We start from the raw sequence: 20,081 nt of genomic DNA, 5'->3' as shown, positions 1-20,081 counted from the left end.
GGGCAGCGGGCCCCGGCGGGAGCGCCGGGAACCTGCCTCCGCTCACACCTGACCCTGGACGCGGCTGTTATGCTGCTGTGCTTGATGCGGTGCCCCCAGGGCGGCCCGCGCGCAGGTGACAGGTGAGGGGCCGCCACAGCGTCCCGAAAAGGGGTGAAGTGACGTGACGGCAGCCGAACAGATTCAGGATCAGGTGTTTCCCGCGCCCATCAAGACCGTGGAGGCCGGCAGCGCCGCCGAACGTGCGGGCGTGCGCCCCGGCGACGTGCTGCTGCGCGTGAACGGGCAGGCGGTCACGGACGTCCTCGCGTACCGCCACCTGCTCTCGCAGGGCAAGGCGACGCTGGAGATCGCCCGCCCGCAGGAGGCGCCGCGCGTCATGACCGGCGTGCCCGGCACCGCGCAGGACCACCACCGCCTCTTCCTGGCGGCGGCGCCCAGCCTGGACGACACGTTCACGTTCAGCGTCGAGTGGGAGGACCCGGGCCTGGAGTTCGAGGAAGTGCTGTTCGACGGCATCAAGAAGTGCGCGAACAAGTGCGACTTCTGCTACGTGCACCAGATGCCCCGGGGCTTCCGCAAGAGCCTGTACATCATGGACGACGACTACCGTCTGAGCTTCCTGTACGGCTCGTTCGTGACCCTCACGAACCTCTCCGAGCACGACATCCGGCGCATCGAGGAGGAGAACCTCTCGCCGCTGTACGTGTCGGTCCACACCGCCAACCAGGACCTGCGCCAGGACATGATGAAGTGGTGGCGCCTGAAGGTGAAGGACCCCCAGGCGGTGCAGATCCGGAGCATGATCGAGCGGCTGGAGCAGATCGACCTGTACACGCAGATCGTGCTCGTGCCCGAACGCAACGACCGCGAGCACCTCGACGAGACCGTCGAGTACCTGTCGAGCCGCCCGAACGTGATCAGCGCGGCGGTCGTGCCGATCGGCCTGACCAGTCACCGCACGAACCTCCCGGACGTGCGGACCTTCTCCCGCGAGGAAGCGCAGGACACCTTGCGGCGCCTGAACGTGTGGCGCAAGCAGTTCCTCGCCGAGCGCGGCACCCGCTTCGTGTTCCCGTCGGACGAGCTGTACCTGCTGGCCGGCGAGCCGCTCCCCAGCGAGGAGGAGTACGAGGGCTTCCCCATGCTGGAAAACGGCGTGGGCATGATCCGCGACTTCCTCACCGAGGGCGTCCCGGAGCTGCCCGCCGCGCTGCCCGAACCCCGGCGCGTGATCCTGGGCACCGGCACGCTGTTCGCCGAGTCCCTTGACCGCGCCGTGGAGCCCCTGCGGGCCATCAGGAACCTCAGCATCGAGGTGCGCGCCGTCGAGAACAAGACGTTTGGCAAGGTCACGACCGTCGCGGGTCTTCTCACGGGCCGCTGCTTCCGGCACGCGGTGAAGCCCGGCGAGGCCGACCTGCTGATCGTGCCGCCCACCACCCTGCGCTACGGCACGGAACTCATGCTCGACGACGTGAGCCTGGACGAACTGCGCGCCGAGCTGCGCATGGACATCCGCTCGGGCGGCTCCACGCTGGGTGAACTGGCCCGCGTGATCCTCCAGGGCGCGCAGAGCAGCGGCCCGCAGTTCGGCATGAGCGCACACGCCGTCAAGGACACCGCCGAGCCGGTCTCGGTGCAGGTGGCCGAGCAGAACATGCGCGGGCAGGCGTAAGCCCCCGGCACACTTTCTGTCTAGGCAGGTGAGGGCCCGGGAGGATTGTCCCGGGCCCTCACGGCCTGACACACTCCGGTCATGCTGAGTGGATTCCAGAAGTTCCTGCTGCGCGGCAACCTCATCGATCTCGCGGTCGGCGTCCTGATCGGCGCGGCGTTCGGCAAGGTCGTCGACACGTTCACCAAGGGCGTGATCATGCCGATCATCGGCATCTTCGGCAGCGTCCCGAACTTCGACAACCTGAAATTCAGCGTGAACGGCAGCGAGTTCCTGTATGGCCAGTTCCTCACCGCGCTGATCAGCTTCCTGATCACCGCGACCGTCATCTACTTCTTCGTGATCACGCCCTTCAACCGCCTGATGGAACGCTTCAAGCGCGAGGAGAAACCCGCCGTGGCCGAACCCAGCAACGAGGAGAAGCTGCTGGCCGAGATCCGCGACGAACTGCGCCGCCGCCCCTGACCCGCCGCGCCGTGGTGTCCCCCGGACCTGCGGGCCCCGGCGAATCTCCGCTCGGCTGTCACTTCAGGAGGTTCAGGGTCGCGCCGTACAGCCCGAAGAAGGCGTCCTCCTGCAGGGGCCTCGGGGCGTTCCAGGTGGCGCTCACGCAGTACGTGCGGCCCGTCAGGGTGGTGACCTGGGTCGTGAGGTTCAGCACGCCGGGCTCGCTGCCGCCCTTGTAGCTCACGCTGCGGAACTTCGACGGGTCGGCCACGCCGGGATTCAGCTGCGTCTCCTTCAGGCCCGCCACCCCGGCCATCAGGCGGCACAGCGTGGCCGGTGTGGCGAACCACTCCGCGTCCCGCGCCAGGGTGCCGCCGCCCGCGAACGCCGAGGCGGCGGGCAGAGGGGCCACCCGGGCGCGCTCCAGCACGGCCCGGCGCGCAGGCACGCTCAGGACGGCGGCGCGGTACTCGGCCAGCAGCGCGGCGTTCGCGGGATTCTTCAGGGCGAAGACCTCGCGGGTGCTGGGGAGGGGCTGCTGGCCGAACCGGGCCTCCACGCCTGCGCGGCCCACCACGCCCAGCAGCAGGTCGGTGGCGGTGTTGTCACTCTGCGCGATCATCCGCGCCGCCAGGTCCCGCAGCGTGTAGCGGCTGCCCGTGGGGGCGTCCTGCAGGGTGCCGCTGGGCAGGCTGCGGTCTGCGTCGGTCAGGGTCACCTCGTCCGTCCACTGTTTCTGCCCGGCGCTCACCTGTGCTTGCAGGTCAGCCAGGATCGCCAGTTTGAACGTGGACCCGACCGCCAGGGGCCGCGTGACGTTCAGTGCGGCGGCGGGCGCAGGCGCCCCGACCTCCTGCACGAGCAGGCTGACCTGACCGGGCAGCGCCGCGAAGGCCGCGCGGGCCTCGTCCAGCGAGGCCAGTTGCGCCGGAGGGGACGTGAGGATGAGCGCCGTCACGCGCCCCTGGTCGTCCAGCGCGAACTGCGTGACGTTCAATTGCCCCCGCTCGAAGATCAGCCCCGCTATCTGCGCGCTGATCTGCACGTCCCTCAGGGCCCCGAACTGGGCGCGCACGTCCGCCAGCAGGGCGCGCAGCTGCGCCTCCGGCACGGCCGCCAGGAAGGACGGGGCGAACAGCGAGGCGTCGAACGGCCCGCCGAAGATGCGGGTCAGGATCTCGCGCGGCGAGCCCGCCCCGGTCGCCGTCGCCACGAGCGGCGCGAAGCGCAGGGCCGTGAAGCGGCCCTGGTCGTCCAGCGTGCTCAGCACGGTCAGGTCACCGCGTTCGAACACCGCCACGAGCGTCTCACCGCGCTCCTCGGCCCGCACGAACGCCCCCAGCTGGTCGGTCAGGCCGTCCAGCGCCGTCTGGAGCGCCTCGGTCGGCAGGGCCGCCAGGAAGGACAGCGCCAGCCACGCGGGCTGCACCGGTCCGCTGAAGAGACGCGTCACGGCGGCCGCCGGGCTGGGCGCGGCCTGCGCCTGCGCGGACGCGAGGGGCGCAGCGGCGAGAACGGTCAGGAGGACGGTCGCGGCAGGTCGCATGCCCCTGACTACGCCAGCGGGCGGGTGCGGGTTCCGGGGGCCGCCGCCTATACTTCTGGGCATGATTGACGCGGCCCAGATCGACCATCTCGCGCAGCTTGCGCGGCTGCACCTGACCCCGGAGGAACGCGCGGCCATGCAGGCCGACCTGACCCGCGTGCTCGGCTACTTCGAACAGCTCAGCGAGGTGGACACCGGCGGCGTGCAGGAGATGCAGCGCCCCGTGAACCTCGTGAACGTCCTGCGCGACGACGTGGCGGGCGACGCGTTCCCCGTCAGCACCGTGACCGCGCTGGCGCCCGAGAGCATGCCCGACGGCCACATCCGCGTCCCCCGCACCGTGGAGACCGACTGATGCTGGATCTCAAGTTCATCCGCGAGAACGCCGGGGCCGTGAAGCACGCCGTGGAGGTCAAGGGCGTGCCCCTGGACATCGACGAGCTGCTGCGAATCGACCGCGAACTGGTGGACCTCAAGCAGCGGGTGGAGGCCATGCAGGCCGAACGCAACGCCAACGCGAAACTGGTGCCGAAGGCGACGCCCGAGGAGCGCCCCGCGCTCATCCAGAAGGGCAAGGACCTCGCCGAGGAGATCAAGGCGCTCGACCCGGCCCTGCGCGCCCACGAGGACAACCTCAGGCAGCTGCTGCTGCGCGTCCCGAACATCCCGCACGCCTCGGTGCCGGTCGGGCGGGACGACAGCGAGAACGTCGAACTGCGCCGCGAGGGGCAGCTCCCGGAGTTCGACTTCACGCCGCGCGATCAGGTCGAACTGCTCGAAGGACAGGGCTGGAGCGACTTCGAGCGGGTGGCGCGCGTGTCCGGCAGCCGCAGCTACCTCCTGAAGGGCGAGGGCGCGCTGCTGGAGATGGCCGTGCAGATGTTCGCCATGAGCTTCCTGGCGGGCCGGGGCTTCACGCCGCTGAGCACGACCGCGCTCGTGCGCCCGGAGACCCTCGTGAACTCCGGGCACTTCCCCGGCGACGAGGAGAGCGTGTACAAGCTCGAGGGCGACGAGCTGATGCTGGCCGGGACCGCCGAGGTACCCGTGAACAGCCTCTACGCCGGGGAGCAGCTGAGCGCCGACCAGCTGCCGATGGCCTTCTCCGCGATCAGCGGCGCGTTCCGCCGCGAGGCCGGGAGCGCCGGGCGGGACGTGCGCGGCCTGATCCGCGTGCACGAGTTCCGCAAGGTCGAGCAGTACGTTATCTGCCGCGCCGACGAGCAGGAGGGGCTGAAGTGGTTCGAGACCCTGCTCGGCAACGCCGAGGCGATCCTGCAGGCGCTCGAACTCCCGTACCGCGTCGTGCAGAACTGTACGGGCGACATGGGCGCCGGCAAGGTCCTGATGTACGACATCGAGACCTGGGTGCCCAGTGAGGCCAAGTACCGCGAGACGCACTCCTGCTCGTACCTGGGCGACTGGCAGGCGCGCCGCACCGGCCTGCGCTACCGCGACGAGCACGGCAAACTCGTGTACGCGCACACGCTGAACAACACCGGGATCGCCACGCCGCGCATCCTCGTGCCGCTGCTGGAAAACCACCAGCGGGCCGACGGGACTATCCACGTGCCCGAGGCGCTACGCCCGTACCTGGGCGGCAGGGCCGTCCTGGGCCAGCCCGTCCGCTGACTTCAGGAACGGGGGAGAGGGGGACCGCGCCGACCTGCGGTCCCCCTCCCCTCCTCATGCGTGCCCGCTACCCTGCTGGTATGAAGGCTGCCGGTATGAAGGTCCTGCGCGCCGCCCTGCCGGCGCTGCTCCTGCTCACGTCCGCGCAGGCCGGCGGCGCGGCGCAGCCCGCCTGGATCGGCCGCCCGGTGGACGTCCCCGCCACGCCGCTGTGCCGGGCGCTGCGCTGCACCCTCCAGACCGTCCGGGTGAACACGCCGGACACCCTGGGCTGGCATGACGGCCAGCAGCTCACCTACCGCACCGCGAGCGGCTGGCGGCTGGAGGTGGACGTCCGCCCCGGCGGGCAGGTCAGCGGCGCGCGCCTGCTGCGCCCCAGCGCCCCGCGCGGCACGCGCCTGACCGCCGCGCAGACCCGCGAGGCCGCCGCGTTCCTGAGCGCCCTGACTGGCCGGGCCTTCCGCCCACAGGCCGTGCAGGACTGCGTCACCGCCGGGCTGGCCGCGCAGGACCGGGACTTCGACGCCTACGGCCCTGCCGAGCCCCTGAGCCGCTGGCGCACGCCCGCCGGGTTGCCGTTCCGGGCGCGCTGCGGCGTGGCGGGCGCGGGCCCGCTGGGCGTGTGGGCCGGGCGGATGCAGGGCTGACCGCGCCGGGCCACGCGGCGTACACTGCCCGCATGACCCGACCCCTGAGTGACCCGGCCGTGCTGGCCACCATGGGCGCCACGCCCGAGGACGTCCGCGCCCGCCTGGAACGCGAATTCGACCTGCTGGAGGCCCACCTGCGGACCCGCCGGGACGACTGGACCCGCACCCAGCCCGGCCGCGACTGGAGCCCCGCGCAGGAGGCCGAGCACGTCCTGAAGATCAACGACTCCATCGCGCGCGGCGTCGGTCTGCTCCTCTCCGAGCGCGAACTGCGCCCCACCCCACAGACCCCCGGGGAACTCACCCCCGACGGCCGCCGCGTCGCCCCGCCCCACACCCGTCCCAGCGAGACGGGCCTCGCCTGGGCCGACCTGGACGGCAGCTGGACGCAGAGCCGCGCGGGCTTCCTGAACGTCGCCGCCGGGCTGCGCGCCACGCCGGGCCGCACCCTGTGGCACCCGTTCTTCGGGGAACTGGACGCCCTGGACTGGACCCGCATGGTCGCCGCGCACCTGTACCAGCACCGCAAGGCCCTGGAACGGAGTGCGCAGCCGTGAGTGCCCCCACCTCCCGCACCGATAAGGGCACGCGCGGCTTCGAGCTCGACCTGCACGTCACCTTCACCCGTCCGCTGCCCGAGGCGCAGGCCCGCGCCGCGCTGCTGGCCCTGCCGGGCTTCACGGTGGACCTGTACCGCCCGCACCCCAACCCCACCGGTCAGCCCCACACCGGACAGACCCCCCCCACGCTGGAGGAGGCCCCGGGCGTTCCCTCCGCGCGCCTGACCGGCCCCCTGACCGACCCGGACGCCGTGCGCGCCGGACTGGCCGCCCTGCTCGGCGGGGACGCCCGCTACGTCGAGGTCGGCCTGCGCGGCTTCCTGCGCAGCGCCCAGGGCCAGACCGAATGGATGCCCTGGCGCCGCAACGTCGTCCTGCCGCGCGCCGATGTCGCCCGCATCACCTTCGAGGAGAGCATCCGCTTCGTGCTGGAATGACCCCAGCAGACAGCAAAAAAGCCCGCACTAGGCGGGCCTTTTCTTTGGAGCCAGAGGTCGGATTTGAACCGACGACCTACTGATTACGAATCAGTTGCTCTACCCCTGAGCTACACTGGCGGGCTACGGATTGGGGCTTCCCATGTGAAGCTCAAAGAGTATATGGAGGGGGGCGGGGGGTGTCAAGGCGAGCCGCCCGGGTGGGGCGGGGGCCTATGCTGCGGGCCATGAGTGACGCGGAACTGGTGTTCGAGACGATTCATGGGCGGGTGCAGCCGCTGGAGTGGCTGGTGCTGGCCCCGCACCCGGATGACGCGGAGATCGGCGCGGGCGGCACCCTGATCCGGCTGGCGCGGGCGGGCCGCGCAGTGGGCATCCTGGAACTGTCGCGCGGCGAGCGGGGCACGCAGGGGTCGCCGCAGGTGCGCGTGGCGGAGTGCGCGCGGGCGGCCGGGATCATGGGGCTGGCGTGGCGCGGGCAGCTGGGCCTGCCGGACGGGGAGCTGCGGGACACGCTGGAGGGCGCGCACGCCCTGGCGGCCGCATTGCGCGCGGTGCGGCCCCGCGTGCTGGTCGTGCCGCACCACCGGGACCGGCACCCGGATCATTTCGGGTCGTACCACCTGAGCAAGCGCGCGGTGCACCTAGCGCAGCTGGCGAAGGCGGACCTGCCGGGCGACCCTCACCGGGTGTCGCGGGTGCTGCTGTATCAGGGGAACGCGGACATCACCCCGAACGTGCTGATCGACGTGGCGGACGTGCAGGACGTGTGGGCGGCGTCGGTGCTGGCGCACGAGAGTCAGTTCTCCGGCGCGGCCATCTCGGAGACGGTCACGCCGGAGATCGTGGAGCGCCGCCGCGCCCGCATGACGTACTGGGGCACCATGGCCCGCGTCCGCTACGCCGAGGCGTTCGAGGCGGAGGACGCCCTGCTGGTCGACCCGCTGACTCTGTAGAGCAGTAGGCTCAGCGGCCGCCCATCGCCTGCGCCCACTGGCTGAAGGGGCTGGGCGCGCGGGTCTGGCCGCCCAGGAGGTCCTCGATCTCGTCGGCGAGGTCCAGGCCGTACCTGTACGCGGCCTGCCCGGCGACGACGCCGCCGCCGTACTTCTCGCGGTAGTTGGCGGGGGCGCGGTCGCTGGTCATGGCCTCGGCGCTGGCGTTCGTCTGCGGCAGGACGGTGGTGAGGATGGGCGGGGTGTCCTCGCCGGTCGTCTGGAAGGCGCGTTTCAGGTCGTCCGGGAGGCGCTGGAGGCCCTGGCGGTGCTGGGCGCTCTGACTCTGGTACTTGGTGATCAGGACGCCCAGGCAGCGCAGTCTCAGGTCGCGGGCGCGGCGGATCTGCGCGATGCGGGACGCGATCTGCGGGATGCCGTAGGTGCTCAGGCGGTCGGGGATGGTGGGGATCAGGTAGTGGTCGCTGACCTCCAGGCCGTTCTGCGTGACGAAGCCCAGGTTGGGCGGGCAGTCGATCAGGACGTAGTCGTACGCGCTGAAGGCCGGCGCGACGAACTTCTTGACGGCTTCCATCGGGCCGACCGAGTAGTGCGAGCGGCCCGCGATGTCCTGCATGTGGTCCTGCACGTCGATCAGGCGGATGGAGCTGGGCAGGAGGTCCACGCGGCCGTACCGGGTCTGGGGGGGCAGCTGGTCGATCATCTCGGGCGGCACGCGGTTGAGGTTGCTGACGCCCCGGATGATGGCCTGCGTGGCGTCGAAGGTGAAGGTGCCGTCGCCGCGCAGCAGGTCCAGGAACAGGTGCGCGAGGGTCTGGCCGTCGTCGTCGGCCTGCTCCCAGCGGTCCTCACCGATCAGGGCGAGGGTGGCGTTCGTCTGCGGGTCCAGGTCGATGACGAGCACGCGCCTGTGCTTCATGAACGCCAGCGTGTCAGCCAGCTGGACGGTCGCGGTGGTCTTCGCGACGCCGCCCTTGAGGTTGATGAAGCTGATGACCTGCGGGGCCATCAGAGTTCGCGGATCTTCGCCAGGACCGCCTCGGGGCGCACGGTGTAGTCCCCGGTCTTCTCCTCGACGTGCTGGTAGCGCACGACGCCCGACCGGTCGATCAGGAACACCGCGCGCCCGCTGATGCCGCGGTCGTCGATGGCGACGCCGTACGCCCTGGCCACGTTGAGTTTCATGTCGGCCAGCAGCGGCACCTCGATGCCGTACTCGGCCGCCCAGGCCTTGTGCGCGTGCACGCTGTCGCGGTTCACGCCCAGCACCACGGCGCCCGCGTCCGCGAAGTCGTCCTGACGGCCGGAGTACTCGGGCAGCTGCATGGAGCACACCGGGCTGAAGTCCAGCGGGTAGAACACCAGCACCACGTGCTGCTGGTCGCGGTAGCTGCTCAGGGTGATCTGCTCACCCGTGGAGGCAGGCAGGGTGAAATCGGGCGCGGGCTGTCCGACGAGGCTCATGCCCGGCAGTGTACCGGGCGCGCCCGGGGCCGCGCGGCGCAGCCCGACACGGTCTCTCATGTTGAACCGAGTCCCGTGATGAGCCTGCCGGGCCGGGGCTGGGCGTAGCCTGCCTGTGTACCGTCCCCGCCGTCTGCCCCGCGCAGCTTCACACGCGGCAAGGCGGCGCGCCATCCGAGGAGGAAAACCCATGGCCGATGTGATGCCCCCCAACATGCTCAACGAGCGCCCCCGCACCCCCGCCGGGCTGCTCAGCAACCGTGAGAAAGACCGCCTGATCGAGCGCGGCTTCCTGGGCCTGTACCGCTGGTACACCGCCCGCAGCCAGGAGACCCGCAACTGGAACCCGGACCGCAGCTTCGACTGGCGCAGCCTGAACAAGAACCTGCCGCCCGAGGTCATCACGGTCCTCGAAGGCTTCTTCGCCGTCGAGCAGTACGCGCCGGACTTCACGAGCAACCTCGTGCACCTCGTGCGGCGCAGCCACGGCCGCTCGCACTTCCAGCTCCGCTGGGGCAGCGAGGAGGAAAAACACGCCGACGCCTGGGAGAACGCCGTGCTGTTCAGCGGCCAGCGCAGCCCGCAGTGGGTCGAGGAGTACAAGGACCGCCTGAAATCCCAGACCTGGGAACTGCCGTTCCCGGACGCGATCCACAACCTCGTGTACACCGTGTTCCAGGAGCGCGCCACGCAGCTGAACTACCTGAACATGATGAAGATCGCCCAGGGCAGGAGCGAGAAGCCCCACCTGAAGGGCGTCTCGGACCCGGTACTCGCGAAGGTCGCGCAGACCATCGCGGTGGACGAGGCCGCGCACTACAACTTCTTCCTGGAAGGCGTGCGCATGTACCTGTACTACTACCCCGAGCAGACCCTGAGAGCGATCAAGAACGTGATCAGCCAGTTCAGCATGCCCGCCGCGCAGCTCGTGCCGAACTGGGAGCACTTCTTCGAGACGGTGTACCGCGCCGGGATCTACGGCCCGCGCGACTTCCAGCGCGACGTGATGCAGGTCGCCTTCCGCAACCTCGGCATCGAGAGCCGCAAGGCGCTGGAGGAGGGCATCCGCAAGACGCGCGAGGTGCCGGACTTCGACGGCGGGAACTTCAAGACGACCGCCATCTGGGACACCTTCGACTACGGCGCCGTCGAGGGCGACGTCCGCCGCCTGCACGTCAAGATCCAGGACTACGAGAAGGAGATCGGCTTCGACGCGATCGACCCGACCGAGTTCATCGAGAACCCCGAGGTGCCCCGCACGGGGTCCAGCGCCGCCGACGACTGACCCCCACTCCGATTGAACGGTTTGCCAAAATCGTTCAATCCGAGCGGATGCGAGGAGGAGTAAGGCGGGTTCCGGGCGTGGAGTTGGCAACCCGGTGATGTTCCGGGTTGTCAACTCCACGCCCGGAACCCGTATGTAAAGCCGCAACTTCTCCCTCTGCCCGCCCCCTGCTCCGGGGCGGGTTTTTCGTCGCGCGGCGCGCGGGGGCGTGGCATGCTGGGTTCACCGTTCAGTCCAGCCGCCCCCTCTCAAGGAGACCGTCATGACCACCCCTGCCCTCAATCCGGCCCTGGCCGCGCTGGGATTCAGTCCCGGCGACCGGGTCGTCATTTTCCACGCCGACGACCTGGGCATGTGCGAGGCCACCGTGAGCGGCTGCGCCGATCTGTTCCGGGCCGGCACGCTGAGCAGCGCGTCCGTGATGACGCCCTGCGCCTGGGCGCCCGCCGCCGCCGACCTGGCCCGCGACCTGCCCGGCGCGGACCTGGGCGTGCACCTGACCCTGACCAGCGAGTGGCCCACCTACCGCTGGGCTCCCCTGAGCACCCGCGACCCGCAGAGCGGCCTGATCGACCCGCAGGGGTTCATGCACGCCAGCGTGGAGGCCGCGCAGGCCCACGCTGAACCGGCCGCCGCGCGCGCCGAACTGGAGGCGCAGGTGAGCCGCGCCCTGGACTGGGGCATCGAGGTCTCGCACGTGGACGCGCACATGGGCGCCGCCGCGCACCCCAAATTCCTCCAGGCGTGCCTGGACGCCGCCCTGCCGCGCGGGATCGTGCCGATGCTGCCGCGCCTGGACGAGGCCGGGTGGCGTTCGCACGGGCTGGGTGAGCCGGAGGCCGCGCAGATGGCGGCCGTGACCCGCACGCTGGAGGCGCGGGGCGTGCCGCTCGTGGATCACCTCGTGATGCTGCCGCTGCACGTGGGCGGCGACCACCTGCCGCTGATCGAGGACCTGCTCCTCTCGCTTCCGGCGGGCCTGACGCACTTCATCCTGCACCCCGCGCGGGACACGCCCGAACTGCGCGCCATCTGCGGCGACTGGGCGGGGCGCGTGGCAAACCACGCCGCGTTCCTCTCGCCGGACTTCCCGGCGATGCTCGCGCGCAGCGGCGTGAAGACCACCACGTACCGCGCGCTGCAGGGCGCCCTGCGGGGTCAGGCGTGACCGCCACGCCCGTCCCCGACGCGCCGCTGCCCGACGCACCCGGCGCGGAGCTGACGCCCGACACCACCGTCTCGCAGCGCTGGCGCTACGCCATCATGAATTTCGGGCTGACCATCCCCGCGCAGACCACCAGCTTCCTGCTGCTGTACTACGTGGACCACCTGAAGCTCAATCCCGCCTGGGCCGCGACCGCCATGACCTTCTTCGCGCTGTACAACGCGGCCAACAATCCCCTGATCGGTTTCCTGAGCGACCGCACCCGCAGCCGCTGGGGCCGCCGCATCCCGTACGTGCGGTTCGGGGCGCTGCCCAGCCTGCTGCTGTTCGGGCTGCTGTTCAGCGCGCCGTTCAGCGGCACCGATCAGCCGGTCGCGCTGCTCGTGTACTTCGTGGTGATGCTCGTCCTGTGGGAGGGCTTCGCCACGGCCGTGGGCACCGGGTACCTGGCGCTGCTGCCCGAGATGTTCCGCACCTACCGCGAGCGCACCGACGTCGCGTGGCGCATGAACGCCGTGCAGATCTTCGGCCTGCTCGTGGGGCTGGCGCTGCCGCCCCTGCTGGCCGGGATGATCGGCTGGACCGCCATGGCCTGGGTGTTCGCCGCGCTGTCCGCCGCCGCGATCTTCGCCGGGCTGGGCGGCCTGTTCGAGCGGCCCGGCAGCAGTGACCGCGAACTGGGCTTCTTCACCGCCCTGCGCGCCACCTTCACGCACCGCGCGTTCCTGATCGTGGTCGCGGCGCTCACCATGCGCTTCTTCGCGACCGGCACCCTGGCCGCCGGGATGGGCTTCTACGTCCGCTACAGCCTCGGCATCGAGGGCGGCGCGGCCACCACCATCCTGCTCGCCGGGGCGTTCGTGACCGCCGGACTGGCCCTGTACCCCTGGCGGACCTTCATCGCGCCGCGCCTGGGCCCGCGCGGCACCCTGATGCTGGCCTTCGCGCTGACGGCCGCCTCGCTGATCCCGCTGGCCCTCGTGAACTCCCTGGTGGGCGCGGCGATCACCACCGTGCTGTTCGGCGCGGCCCTCGCGGGCCTGATCCTGATGGGCGACGTGATCCTCGCCGACGTCATCGACGACGACGAACTCCGCAGCGGCCAGCGCCGCGAGGGCATGTACTACGGCATGGCGGGCTTCATCACCACCCTCAGCAGCGCCCTGACCTCCCAGACCTTCGGGGCCGTCACGCGTGCCAGCGGCTACGATCCTACACTGACCGTGCAGCCCGGCGTGGTCGCCGACGGCTTCCGCTTCTTCATGACCGTGCCGCCCATCGCGGGCGCGCTGCTGGCCCTGGCGATCCTGAGCTTCTACCCCCTGCACGGCGCGCGCCTGAGCGCCATGCGCGACGCCCTGGCGAGCAGGCGCACCGGGCAGGCCGCCGCCCAGAGTTAGGGCAGGGCTGACCCCGCCGCCCCACGCCACTGCGCTGTCACGAACCGTTCCCGTCCCGTCAGATCCGCCGCCGTGCCGGCCGCCCAGCCCTGGGTGCGCAGCTCGGCGGCGAAGGCTGTCGCGTTGCGCGGGTCGAGTTCCAGCAGCAGCCGTCCGCCGGGCACGAGCACGCCGGTCGCCTGCGCGGCCAGCCGCCGCGCCAGGGTCAGGCCGTCCGGGCCGCCGTACAGCGCGAGTTCCGGGTCGTGCGTGACCTCCGGCTGCACGTCCTCGCGGTCCGCGTCGGGCAGGTACGGGGGGTTGCTGACGATCAGGTCGAACGGTCCCGGCACGCCCGTCAGCAGGTCGGCCTGCACCCACGTGACCTCCAGGCCGTTCAGGGCGGCGTTCTCACGCGCCAGCGTCAGTGCCTGCGGGCTGAGGTCGGTCGCGGTGACCTGCGCGCCTCTGCGGGCGGCCTTCACCCCCAGCGCCAGTGCGCCTGTCCCGGTGCCCACGTCCAGCACGCGCGGGGCCGCCAGGGGCGAGAGGGCCTCCAGGGTCAGGTGCAGCAGCCACTCGGTCTCCGGGCGGGGCACCAGCGCGCGGGCGTCGCAGCGCAGCCGCACGCCGCCCCACTCCACCTCGCCCAGCAGGTACTGGAGGGGCACCCGCGCCGCGCGCCGAGCGATCAGCGCCTCGAAACGCGCCTCGTCCGCCGGGGCGACCTCGGCCCCGCGCGGGTGAGCAGCGACACGGGCGAAAGGTTCAGCGCGCAGAGCAGCAGCGCGCGGGCGTCCACCTCCGGAGAGGGAACGCCCGCCGCGCCCAGCTGCGCCGCGCCCCGCCTCAGCAGGTCACGCAGCGTCATGTCTCACCCGTGCCGGGGTTTGATGATCAGGCGCCGGGCGGCGCCCTCGCCCACGGACTCGCTCATGACGTCCGGGTGCTCCTTCAGCGCGATGTGGATCACGCGGCGCTCGGCGGGCGGCATGGGCTGCAGCTCGTGCGGTTCGCCGCTCTTGGCGACCTGCACCGCCAGCCGCTCGGCGAGCTTCGTCAGCGTGTCGGCCTGCCGCCTGCGGAAGCCGCCCACGTCCACGCGGACGCGCAGGTGCCCGCGGCCCTCCTGCTTGGCGAGGACCGTGTACGCCAGCACCTCGATTGCGCCCAGCGTGCGGCCGTCGCGCCCGGCGAGGCGCGCGGCGTGCTCGCCGGTGATCTCGGCTTCCAGGGCGTCCTCGGCCTCGCGGACGGTGACGGACAGGTCCGGGTCGATGCGGGTCACGAGGCCCTGCAGGAAACGTTCCAGCGCCGCGCGAGGATCTTCCGGCGCGGCTTCCAGCGTGGGGGCGCTGGGGGCCGCGTCGGGAGCGGGCGGCGGCAGCTCGCTCTCGTCCGCGTCGCTGATGCCCAGCCCCGCGAGGTAGTCGTCCAGGTTCGTGCGGTTATCCATGCCCCGCAGTCTAGCGCGCGATTCTCACACACCTCCCACCGGGTTCTCCGGACTCCGGCGGACTGATCGGCGCACGCTGTTCCAGCCGGGCGGACGCGACCCGCAGGGCTGCGGCGCAGGAAACGTCCTTCCGGGCGTAGAGTGCGCCGCTCGGTGGTCCGGTCTGCCACCGCAACAGGCGGGATTCGGATTACCTGCCCAGGGCCCCCGCCGCCGCCCGCCGCGCGAACTCGCGGGCGCTGCGTTCCAGCATCTCGTACATCTGCGTGAAGCCGTCCGCGCCGCCGTAGTACGGGTCCGGCACGTCCGCGCCCGGCGCGAGCGGATCGAAGTCCCGCATCAGCCGCAGGTGCGCCTCCGCGTTCGGCGGGCTGAGGCGGCGCGCGCCCTGCAGGTTCGAGGCGTCCATCGCCAGGATCACGTCATGCTCGTAGTAATCCGCCGCGTCCAGCTGCCGCGCGCGGCCATCCAGGGTCACGCCGTGGCGGGCCGCGACCTCCCGGCTGCGCGGATCGGCCGCCTCACCCACATGCCACGCGCCCGTCCCGGCGCTGTCCACCACGGCCGGCACGCCCGCCGCCGCCAGCTCGCGGCGCAGCAGCGCCTCGGCCAGCGGGCTGCGGCAGATGTTGCCCAGGCACAGCGCCAGCACCCGCAGCGGCCTTCCCGTCTCTCCCGCCTGCTCAGTCATGCCCACGATTCTGCCGGGCCGCAGGCCCGTACGCCACCCAGCGCACCAGCGACTCCACCGGGCCGCGCCCGAAGCGCGAGAGCCACCACGCGCTCAGCGGCAGCTGCGCCAGCCCGAACAGCAGCGACAGGCCCAGGCCCGCCGCCGCGCCCCAGCTGCGGCCGGTGCCCGGCCAGTTGCCCAGTCCCAGGCCGTACGGGTAGAAGATCAGGGTCATGACCACGCTCTGGGTGAGGTAGTTCGTCATGGCCATCCGGCCGCTCGCCGCGAAGAGGCGCCACGCCCCCAGGCGATCCGACGCGGCCAGCAGGCCCAGCACGCCCACGTACCCCAGTGCGCCCGCCAGCCCGCCCGCCATGCGCACCGGCAGGGCCAGCGTGCCCGCCAGCTCGCTGGGGAGGGTATTGAGGTACGCCAGCAGCAGCCCCAGCGGCAGCCCCACGCCCAGGCCCCCCACGGCCAGTCGGCGCAGAAGCGGGCGGTGCTCGGCCGGGCGGGTCAGCAGCCCCGTCTTCCCGGCGGCGGCGCCCAGGCAGAACAGCGCCACCAGCCACGGCCCGTTGAACAGGTCGCCCTCCCACAGCAGCGGCCAGAACTCGGCGGCGCGCGCGTGAACATTCTGGGCGTAGGTGGGCAGCAGGTCCGGCAGGAACGCGAAGCGCGGCCGGTTCTGGCCGGCGATGGCGGCGGTGGCCAGCAGGCCCAGGCCCAGCCACCACGTACCCAGCGCGCCGGCGACCACCAGCAGCGCCCGGGCCGAGAGGTGCGCGACCAGCAGCAGCGCCAGCGCCAGCGTCGCGTAGTTGCTGATGATGTCCCCGTGCCACACCAGCACGTAATGCAGCGCCCCCACGAGCAGCAGCGCCGCGTGCCGCCGCAGGAACACGCCAACTCCGCGCCGCGCCAGGATGCCGGATGCGCCCCACCCGAACAGCATCGCGAAGATCGAGATGAACCGCCCGTTTGCCAGGGTGTCCGTGACGACCTGCGCGGCGCGGTCCAGGCCACGCTGCTGCCACTCCAGAAAGCCCGCGAAATCCTGCATGTTCACGATCAGGATGCCCAGCAGCGCCGCGCCGCGCAGCACGTCCGGCAGGGTTGCCCGGTCCCGCACCGGCCCCACCTCCGGCGCGGCGGGCGGGGCCAGGTCCGGGGGCAGCGGCGCGGGGGCAGGTTCGGTCATCCCCCGCAGGCTAGCGCGCCCGGCCGGCCCTCAGTCGCGGACGTAGACCCGCAGCTGCTTCAGGCCGCCACTCACGTCGTATGACGCCCAGCGCAGCGTCACGGTCGCGTGCTCCACGTCACTGTCGGTCAGGCCCAGCTTCAGCGGCACCCTGCGGCCGTCCGGGGTGGTCGCCACGGCACTCACGGTGTACACGCCCAGCGGCAGGTCGTTGAAGTTCTCCCCGTGGTACGCCCAGCCCTGCCCCAGCGTGGTGCGCCCCCCACCATTCGGATCGGTGTACGGGTACCCGCCGGGAGGGGAGAGGGGCGCCGCCCGGAACGTCATCACGACCGGGCGGCCCGCCGTGCCGTCGATCAGCGCGCCCTGCGGCGTGAAGGTCAGCGTGACCTCGCTGCCCCCCGGCGCGGCCGTCCGGATCACCTCGGCGTAGCGCTCGTTGCAGTACGCCTTGGCAGGCAGTCCGCAGTAGCTCAGGTCCACGCTCGCCCCGTAGTAGTCATCCCAGTCCTTCCCGCCGCCGGGCTTGCTGCCGGTCAGGCGCCAGCGGAAGTTCAGGTTCCCGCCCTCACTGGAATCAACCTCGGTGTTCAGGGAGCCCGATTCCGGGTGCAGCGGCAGCGTGAAGCTCGCGCCGCCCAGGGTCCGCTTCACGCTGGCCGACGCGTGGTACCGGCCATCCGGCACGCGGATCGCGTACGTGCCGTCCTTGCCGCTGATGGCCGTGAAACTCGTCCGCTGCCCCTGCGTGAACGTGGTGCCCACGATGAACACCTCCGCGCCCGCCAGCGGCCGGCCCTGCGTGTCCAGCACCAGCCCCGTCACGAACCCGCGCTTCGGTGCGGGCGGCTTCACGGTGGGGGCGGGCGCGGCTGGCGCCGGGGTACGCGTGGGCGCGGCCGGCGCGGCCGGTTTCGCGGGCGTGGTGGGCGTGAGCGCCGCCGGGGCCGCCACCGGCGCACTGAGTTTCAGCGTGCACCAGCCCAGCAGGGTCGTGCCGTCACTGTCCGCCCAGATGCCCGACAGCGCCGCCGCGCCCCTGGTCAGCTTGAACGCCACGAACCGGCCGTCCTGATCGTCACTGGCGCTCAGCTCCGAGTACGTGTACCCCAGGCTGCCCAGCACCTGCCGGAAACTGCCCTCCAGGTCCGGCACGGAATCCCACACCACGAACTCGCTCTTCGTGCAGCTGCCCCCCGCCTCCGACGCGACCGTGCGCAGCGCCCCGGCGAACTCCGCGAGTTCCGGCGAGCCGTTCACGATCTGCGCGCCGTCAATGAACGCCGCGTCCACCAGCGCGGACTTCGGTCCGGCCGCCAGGGCCGAGCCGCACAGCAGAAGGGTCAGGGTCATCAGGGTTCGGCGCATGGGATCTCCTTACAGAGCGTCTGGGGGCGACCGGACGGTCAGCCCCGCGGCGGGCAGCGGGTGGACAGGGCAGGTTCCGCAGACCGGGCAGCTGCCCCGTGGCACGCGGAACGGACCTGAAGCGTACCCTCTTCCGGCTGACACCTCACTCACGGACCACCGGACTAAAGGCGCCCCCGCCTACGCTGGCCCGGTTCCGGAGCGTTCCGGGGCGCGCGTCACCACCAGCGGCCCGCGCGGACCCAGCGTCAGGCCCGGCAGCGGCGTCGCGTTCCCCCGTACCGCCCGCAGCGGCGGCAGCGCCGCCAGCGCATCGTGAATGAGCATCTGTGCGAGGTGCATGCCCAGGCACAGCCGCTCCCCACCGCCGAACGGCAGGTACGCCCAGGCCGGGGGTTTGTGCGCCCAGCGGCCCGGATCGAACTCGGCGGGGCGGTCCCACACCGCCGGGTCCCGCCCCGACAGGTACGGGGAGTACAGTGCCAGCGCTCCGCGCGGGAGCCGCACGCCCCCCCAGATGAGGTCGCGGCTCAGGCGGCGGCTGCCCATCCAGCCCGGCGGGAACAGGCGCAGCACCTCCTTCAGCACCGCTGAGTGATGCCCGGGCGCGTGCCACTCGGGATGACGGGCCAGGAACCAGATCGCGTACGCCAGCGCGTGCGTGGTCGTGTCGTGCGCGGCGGCCAGCGACACCCGCACCTCCTCCAGCCCGCCCGGCAGTGGGGCCAGCACCGCCAGCAGGTCGTCGTGGCCGCGCCCCCGCAGGCGGGCGTGCGCGAGGCGGCGCACCTCCGCATCGACCCGCACGAACAGCAGTGGACGCGGAATGGCGGGCACCGGGAACGGGCGGCGCAGCGGCGCCAGGAACGCGTGCAGCAGGCCCTCATCGAACTCCCCGCTGAAGTACGCCGCGTTCAGCAGCCGCAGCACCGCGCCGTCCGCCCAGGCCAGCGCATCGAACTCCCCCTCCGGCACCCCCGGCAGCGCCGCCCGCGTCCGCGCCTGCAAGGCCAGCAGGTGCGCCCGCCCGAAGCCCGGATTCATCAGAGAGCGCCGCCCCGCGTGCCCCGGTGCGTCCGACAGGATCACCCCGCCCGACAGGTACGGCACGATCCGCGACAGGCTCCCCGCACTGCGGAACGTGCCCAGGTCCGTCAGTACCGCCCGGTTCCACGCCGCCCCCACCCCCACCACCGCCGGGAGGCCCAGCCGCAACCGGAACACGTCCCCACCCGCCGCGCGCGCCCGCGCCGCGCCCTCCTCGATCAGCGGCAGCGGCGCGAGGGCCCAGTCCTGCAGGTGCCCGTTCCCCGCACGGGTCGGCGGCTCAGGCAGGACACGGAAGTCGGCGCGGTTCAAGGTGCAGGCAGGATACCGGGTGTCTGCCGTTCGGACTGCGCCCACAGGAACCGACTGCGGAACAGGCCGCACCCGTCGCGGCGCAGCGCCGTGAAGGTCGGTCCGTCCAGGTCGTTCGCGTAATCGTCCAGCGTGGAGGCGTCCAGCAGCGCGCCGCACCCGGGCCGCGCGGCGACCGTGAACGTGCGGGATTGCGCCAGCCCGGCGCGGGTGTCCCAGAAGATCAGCGCCAGTCGCTCCGGTTGCGACAGGGGACTGATCTGGGTGCTCGGCGAGAAGAAGAGCACCGGCCCCTGACGGGCAAAGGGAACCCCGCTGATCTCCTGCGTCAGGCCCCAGGTCAGATCCACCACGCGCGTCCTCGACGAAATGTACGCCCCGGACGACGTCGAGACCCACCAGACCCGCTCGCCCTCGACCCCCCAGCCCCGGCGCAGCCCACGACCGGCCGCGTCCACGTTCAGGTTCGCCCCGGCCAGCAGGTCAGCGCCGGTCAGCAACCCCGTTCGCAGGTTCAGGATCAGCACCCCGGAACCGTCCTGCGCCGCCACCGCCAGCAGCAGCGACTCGCCCGTCACCTGCACGTCCTCGATCCAGCGCACCGGCAGGTCCCGCCGCCAGATCAGCCGCCCCGCCGGAGTTCGCAGCGCGGCGGCCCCCCGGAACGCCGTGACCACCCCCTCGGACGTCACCAGTCGCAGCGGCGAAGCAGGCCCCTGCGCCCCGGCCAGACCCATCAGAGCGAAGATCAGCAGCAGCAGTCGCATGACTCAGCGTACCGGGCTGTCCCGTCAGGGCCGTCACTCCGAAGGTGGACGGCGGGGT

22 protein-coding genes and 1 tRNA gene are annotated in these 20,081 nt (G+C 71.9%); 11 read left to right on the top strand and 12 right to left on the bottom strand.

The window, feature by feature from the left end; genetic code table 11:
- Positions 1 to 163 precede the first annotated feature (163 nt).
- Positions 164 to 1,678, top strand: coding sequence for a DUF512 domain-containing protein (locus AUC44_RS14030; RefSeq protein WP_062159276.1), 1,515 nt, complete (start codon positions 164 to 166; stop codon positions 1,676 to 1,678).
- Between the two features lie 81 nt (positions 1,679 to 1,759).
- Positions 1,760 to 2,143 carry a large conductance mechanosensitive channel protein MscL gene (mscL, locus tag AUC44_RS14025; RefSeq protein WP_062159275.1) on the top strand — a complete coding sequence of 128 codons (384 nt, stop codon included), beginning with the start codon at positions 1,760 to 1,762 and terminating at the stop codon, positions 2,141 to 2,143.
- A 58-nt stretch (positions 2,144 to 2,201) separates the two neighbouring features.
- Here the strand turns inward: mscL and AUC44_RS14020 are convergent, their stop codons facing one another.
- The gene (locus tag AUC44_RS14020; RefSeq protein WP_062159274.1) at positions 2,202 to 3,671 is read right to left on the bottom strand and encodes a serine hydrolase; all 1,470 of its coding nucleotides are present in this window, start codon (positions 3,669 to 3,671) and stop codon (positions 2,202 to 2,204) included.
- Positions 3,672 to 3,732: 61 nt separating this feature from the next.
- Here AUC44_RS14020 and gatC point away from each other — a divergent pair, with 61 nt between their 5' ends.
- The 5 genes from gatC to AUC44_RS13995 all read left to right on the top strand — a co-directional run bounded on the left by gatC (position 3,733) and on the right by AUC44_RS13995 (position 6,950).
- Positions 3,733 to 4,026 (top strand): Asp-tRNA(Asn)/Glu-tRNA(Gln) amidotransferase subunit GatC, encoded by a 294-nt coding sequence (gene gatC, locus AUC44_RS14015; RefSeq protein ID WP_062159273.1) that lies wholly within the window; start codon positions 3,733 to 3,735, stop codon positions 4,024 to 4,026.
- Positions 4,026 to 5,303 carry a serine--tRNA ligase gene (gene serS / locus AUC44_RS14010; RefSeq protein ID WP_062159272.1) on the top strand — a complete coding sequence of 426 codons (1,278 nt, stop codon included), beginning with the start codon at positions 4,026 to 4,028 and terminating at the stop codon, positions 5,301 to 5,303. Before gatC ends, serS begins: the two co-directional genes overlap by 1 nt.
- An 80-nt stretch (positions 5,304 to 5,383) precedes the next feature.
- Positions 5,384 to 5,950, top strand: coding sequence for a hypothetical protein (locus AUC44_RS14005; RefSeq protein WP_062159271.1), 567 nt, complete (start codon positions 5,384 to 5,386; stop codon positions 5,948 to 5,950).
- A gap of 32 nt (positions 5,951 to 5,982) precedes the next feature.
- On the top strand, positions 5,983 to 6,510 hold the full coding sequence (locus AUC44_RS14000) for a DinB family protein (RefSeq protein WP_062159270.1): 528 nt from the start codon (positions 5,983 to 5,985) through the stop codon (positions 6,508 to 6,510).
- Complete coding sequence (locus tag AUC44_RS13995; protein ID WP_062159269.1) at positions 6,507 to 6,950, top strand: hypothetical protein; 444 nt, start codon at positions 6,507 to 6,509, stop codon at positions 6,948 to 6,950. Before AUC44_RS14000 ends, AUC44_RS13995 begins: the two co-directional genes overlap by 4 nt.
- Before the next feature lie 45 nt (positions 6,951 to 6,995).
- Here the strand turns inward: AUC44_RS13995 and AUC44_RS13990 are convergent.
- Positions 6,996 to 7,070, bottom strand: a tRNA-Thr gene (locus AUC44_RS13990).
- Between the two features lie 107 nt (positions 7,071 to 7,177).
- Here AUC44_RS13990 and AUC44_RS13985 point away from each other — a divergent pair.
- Complete coding sequence (locus AUC44_RS13985) at positions 7,178 to 7,906, top strand: PIG-L family deacetylase (protein WP_062159268.1); 729 nt, start codon at positions 7,178 to 7,180, stop codon at positions 7,904 to 7,906.
- 10 nt (positions 7,907 to 7,916) lie between these two features.
- Here the strand turns inward: AUC44_RS13985 and AUC44_RS13980 are convergent, their stop codons facing one another.
- Both AUC44_RS13980 and AUC44_RS13975 read right to left on the bottom strand, forming a co-directional pair.
- Positions 7,917 to 8,915 (bottom strand): ParA family protein, encoded by a 999-nt coding sequence (locus AUC44_RS13980; protein ID WP_062159267.1) that lies wholly within the window; start codon positions 8,913 to 8,915, stop codon positions 7,917 to 7,919.
- Positions 8,915 to 9,370, bottom strand: coding sequence for a peroxiredoxin (locus AUC44_RS13975; RefSeq protein ID WP_062159266.1), 456 nt, complete (start codon positions 9,368 to 9,370; stop codon positions 8,915 to 8,917). Before AUC44_RS13975 ends, AUC44_RS13980 begins: the two co-directional genes overlap by 1 nt.
- Before the next feature lie 190 nt (positions 9,371 to 9,560).
- Here AUC44_RS13975 and AUC44_RS13970 point away from each other — a divergent pair, with 190 nt between their 5' ends.
- The 3 genes from AUC44_RS13970 to AUC44_RS13960 all read left to right on the top strand — a co-directional run bounded on the left by AUC44_RS13970 (position 9,561) and on the right by AUC44_RS13960 (position 13,220).
- Positions 9,561 to 10,655: an acyl-ACP desaturase gene (locus AUC44_RS13970; protein WP_062159265.1), complete on the top strand. Its 1,095-nt coding sequence runs from the start codon at positions 9,561 to 9,563 to the stop codon at positions 10,653 to 10,655.
- 262 nt (positions 10,656 to 10,917) lie between these two features.
- Complete coding sequence (locus AUC44_RS13965) at positions 10,918 to 11,823, top strand: ChbG/HpnK family deacetylase (RefSeq protein ID WP_062159264.1); 906 nt, start codon at positions 10,918 to 10,920, stop codon at positions 11,821 to 11,823.
- On the top strand, positions 11,820 to 13,220 hold the full coding sequence (locus AUC44_RS13960; RefSeq protein WP_231724458.1) for an MFS transporter: 1,401 nt from the start codon (positions 11,820 to 11,822) through the stop codon (positions 13,218 to 13,220). The genes AUC44_RS13965 and AUC44_RS13960 overlap by 4 nt, the downstream gene beginning before the upstream one ends.
- On the opposite strand, the gene prmC is transcribed toward AUC44_RS13960, so the two are convergent.
- From prmC to AUC44_RS13925, 8 genes are all read right to left on the bottom strand, one after another.
- Entirely contained in the window at positions 13,217 to 13,894 is a 678-nt protein-coding gene (gene prmC / locus AUC44_RS13955) for a peptide chain release factor N(5)-glutamine methyltransferase (protein ID WP_335338700.1), read from the bottom strand. The genes AUC44_RS13960 and prmC overlap by 4 nt on opposite strands.
- Positions 13,891 to 14,070: a hypothetical protein gene (locus AUC44_RS17330; RefSeq protein WP_335338671.1), complete on the bottom strand. Its 180-nt coding sequence runs from the start codon at positions 14,068 to 14,070 to the stop codon at positions 13,891 to 13,893. The genes prmC and AUC44_RS17330 overlap by 4 nt, the downstream gene beginning before the upstream one ends.
- Before the next feature lie 3 nt (positions 14,071 to 14,073).
- Positions 14,074 to 14,655, bottom strand: a complete 582-nt coding sequence (locus AUC44_RS13950) for a Jag family protein (RefSeq protein WP_062159263.1) — start codon at positions 14,653 to 14,655, stop codon at positions 14,074 to 14,076.
- Positions 14,656 to 14,845: 190 nt separating this feature from the next.
- The gene (locus AUC44_RS13945; RefSeq protein ID WP_062159262.1) at positions 14,846 to 15,346 is read right to left on the bottom strand and encodes a low molecular weight protein-tyrosine-phosphatase; all 501 of its coding nucleotides are present in this window, start codon (positions 15,344 to 15,346) and stop codon (positions 14,846 to 14,848) included.
- Positions 15,339 to 16,529 carry a DUF418 domain-containing protein gene (locus AUC44_RS13940; protein ID WP_062159261.1) on the bottom strand — a complete coding sequence of 397 codons (1,191 nt, stop codon included), beginning with the start codon at positions 16,527 to 16,529 and terminating at the stop codon, positions 15,339 to 15,341. The genes AUC44_RS13945 and AUC44_RS13940 overlap by 8 nt, the downstream gene beginning before the upstream one ends.
- Before the next feature lie 30 nt (positions 16,530 to 16,559).
- Positions 16,560 to 17,897 carry a carboxypeptidase-like regulatory domain-containing protein gene (locus AUC44_RS16900; RefSeq protein ID WP_197408547.1) on the bottom strand — a complete coding sequence of 446 codons (1,338 nt, stop codon included), beginning with the start codon at positions 17,895 to 17,897 and terminating at the stop codon, positions 16,560 to 16,562.
- A gap of 180 nt (positions 17,898 to 18,077) precedes the next feature.
- Complete coding sequence (locus AUC44_RS13930; RefSeq protein WP_062159259.1) at positions 18,078 to 19,256, bottom strand: cytochrome P450; 1,179 nt, start codon at positions 19,254 to 19,256, stop codon at positions 18,078 to 18,080.
- Complete coding sequence (locus AUC44_RS13925; RefSeq protein ID WP_062159258.1) at positions 19,253 to 20,023, bottom strand: hypothetical protein; 771 nt, start codon at positions 20,021 to 20,023, stop codon at positions 19,253 to 19,255. The genes AUC44_RS13930 and AUC44_RS13925 overlap by 4 nt, the downstream gene beginning before the upstream one ends.
- Positions 20,024 to 20,081: the final 58 nt, after the last annotated feature.

It is taken from the genome of Deinococcus actinosclerus (assembly GCF_001507665.1).
Taxonomy (GTDB): Bacteria; Deinococcota; Deinococci; order Deinococcales; family Deinococcaceae; genus Deinococcus; species Deinococcus actinosclerus.
The sequence above is the reverse complement of the archived record's forward strand: the minus strand, read 5'-3'. Positions and strand labels throughout refer to the sequence as shown.

Bases quoted from the DNA above. Each gene is read 5' to 3' on its own strand.
- AUC44_RS14000 (WP_062159270.1), top strand. From the start codon at position 5,983: ATGACCCGACCCCTGAGTGACCCGGCCGTGCTGGCCACCATGGGCGCC.
- AUC44_RS13975 (WP_062159266.1), bottom strand. From the start codon at position 9,370: ATGAGCCTCGTCGGACAGCCCGCGCCCGATTTCACCCTGCCTGCCTCC.
- gatC (WP_062159273.1), top strand. From the start codon at position 3,733: ATGATTGACGCGGCCCAGATCGACCATCTCGCGCAGCTTGCGCGGCTG.
- AUC44_RS13925 (WP_062159258.1), bottom strand. From the start codon at position 20,023: ATGCGACTGCTGCTGCTGATCTTCGCTCTGATGGGTCTGGCCGGGGCG.
- AUC44_RS17330 (WP_335338671.1), bottom strand. From the start codon at position 14,070: ATGACGCTGCGTGACCTGCTGAGGCGGGGCGCGGCGCAGCTGGGCGCG.
- AUC44_RS16900 (WP_197408547.1), bottom strand. From the start codon at position 17,897: ATGCGCCGAACCCTGATGACCCTGACCCTTCTGCTGTGCGGCTCGGCC.
- AUC44_RS13950 (WP_062159263.1), bottom strand. From the start codon at position 14,655: ATGGATAACCGCACGAACCTGGACGACTACCTCGCGGGGCTGGGCATC.
- AUC44_RS13965 (WP_062159264.1), top strand. From the start codon at position 10,918: ATGACCACCCCTGCCCTCAATCCGGCCCTGGCCGCGCTGGGATTCAGT.
- serS (WP_062159272.1), top strand. From the start codon at position 4,026: ATGCTGGATCTCAAGTTCATCCGCGAGAACGCCGGGGCCGTGAAGCAC.
- AUC44_RS14020 (WP_062159274.1), bottom strand. From the start codon at position 3,671: ATGCGACCTGCCGCGACCGTCCTCCTGACCGTTCTCGCCGCTGCGCCC.
- AUC44_RS13970 (WP_062159265.1), top strand. From the start codon at position 9,561: ATGGCCGATGTGATGCCCCCCAACATGCTCAACGAGCGCCCCCGCACC.
- AUC44_RS13940 (WP_062159261.1), bottom strand. From the start codon at position 16,529: ATGACCGAACCTGCCCCCGCGCCGCTGCCCCCGGACCTGGCCCCGCCC.
- AUC44_RS13985 (WP_062159268.1), top strand. From the start codon at position 7,178: ATGAGTGACGCGGAACTGGTGTTCGAGACGATTCATGGGCGGGTGCAG.
- mscL (WP_062159275.1), top strand. From the start codon at position 1,760: ATGCTGAGTGGATTCCAGAAGTTCCTGCTGCGCGGCAACCTCATCGAT.
- AUC44_RS13980 (WP_062159267.1), bottom strand. From the start codon at position 8,915: ATGGCCCCGCAGGTCATCAGCTTCATCAACCTCAAGGGCGGCGTCGCG.
- AUC44_RS14005 (WP_062159271.1), top strand. From the start codon at position 5,384: ATGAAGGCTGCCGGTATGAAGGTCCTGCGCGCCGCCCTGCCGGCGCTG.
- AUC44_RS13945 (WP_062159262.1), bottom strand. From the start codon at position 15,346: ATGACTGAGCAGGCGGGAGAGACGGGAAGGCCGCTGCGGGTGCTGGCG.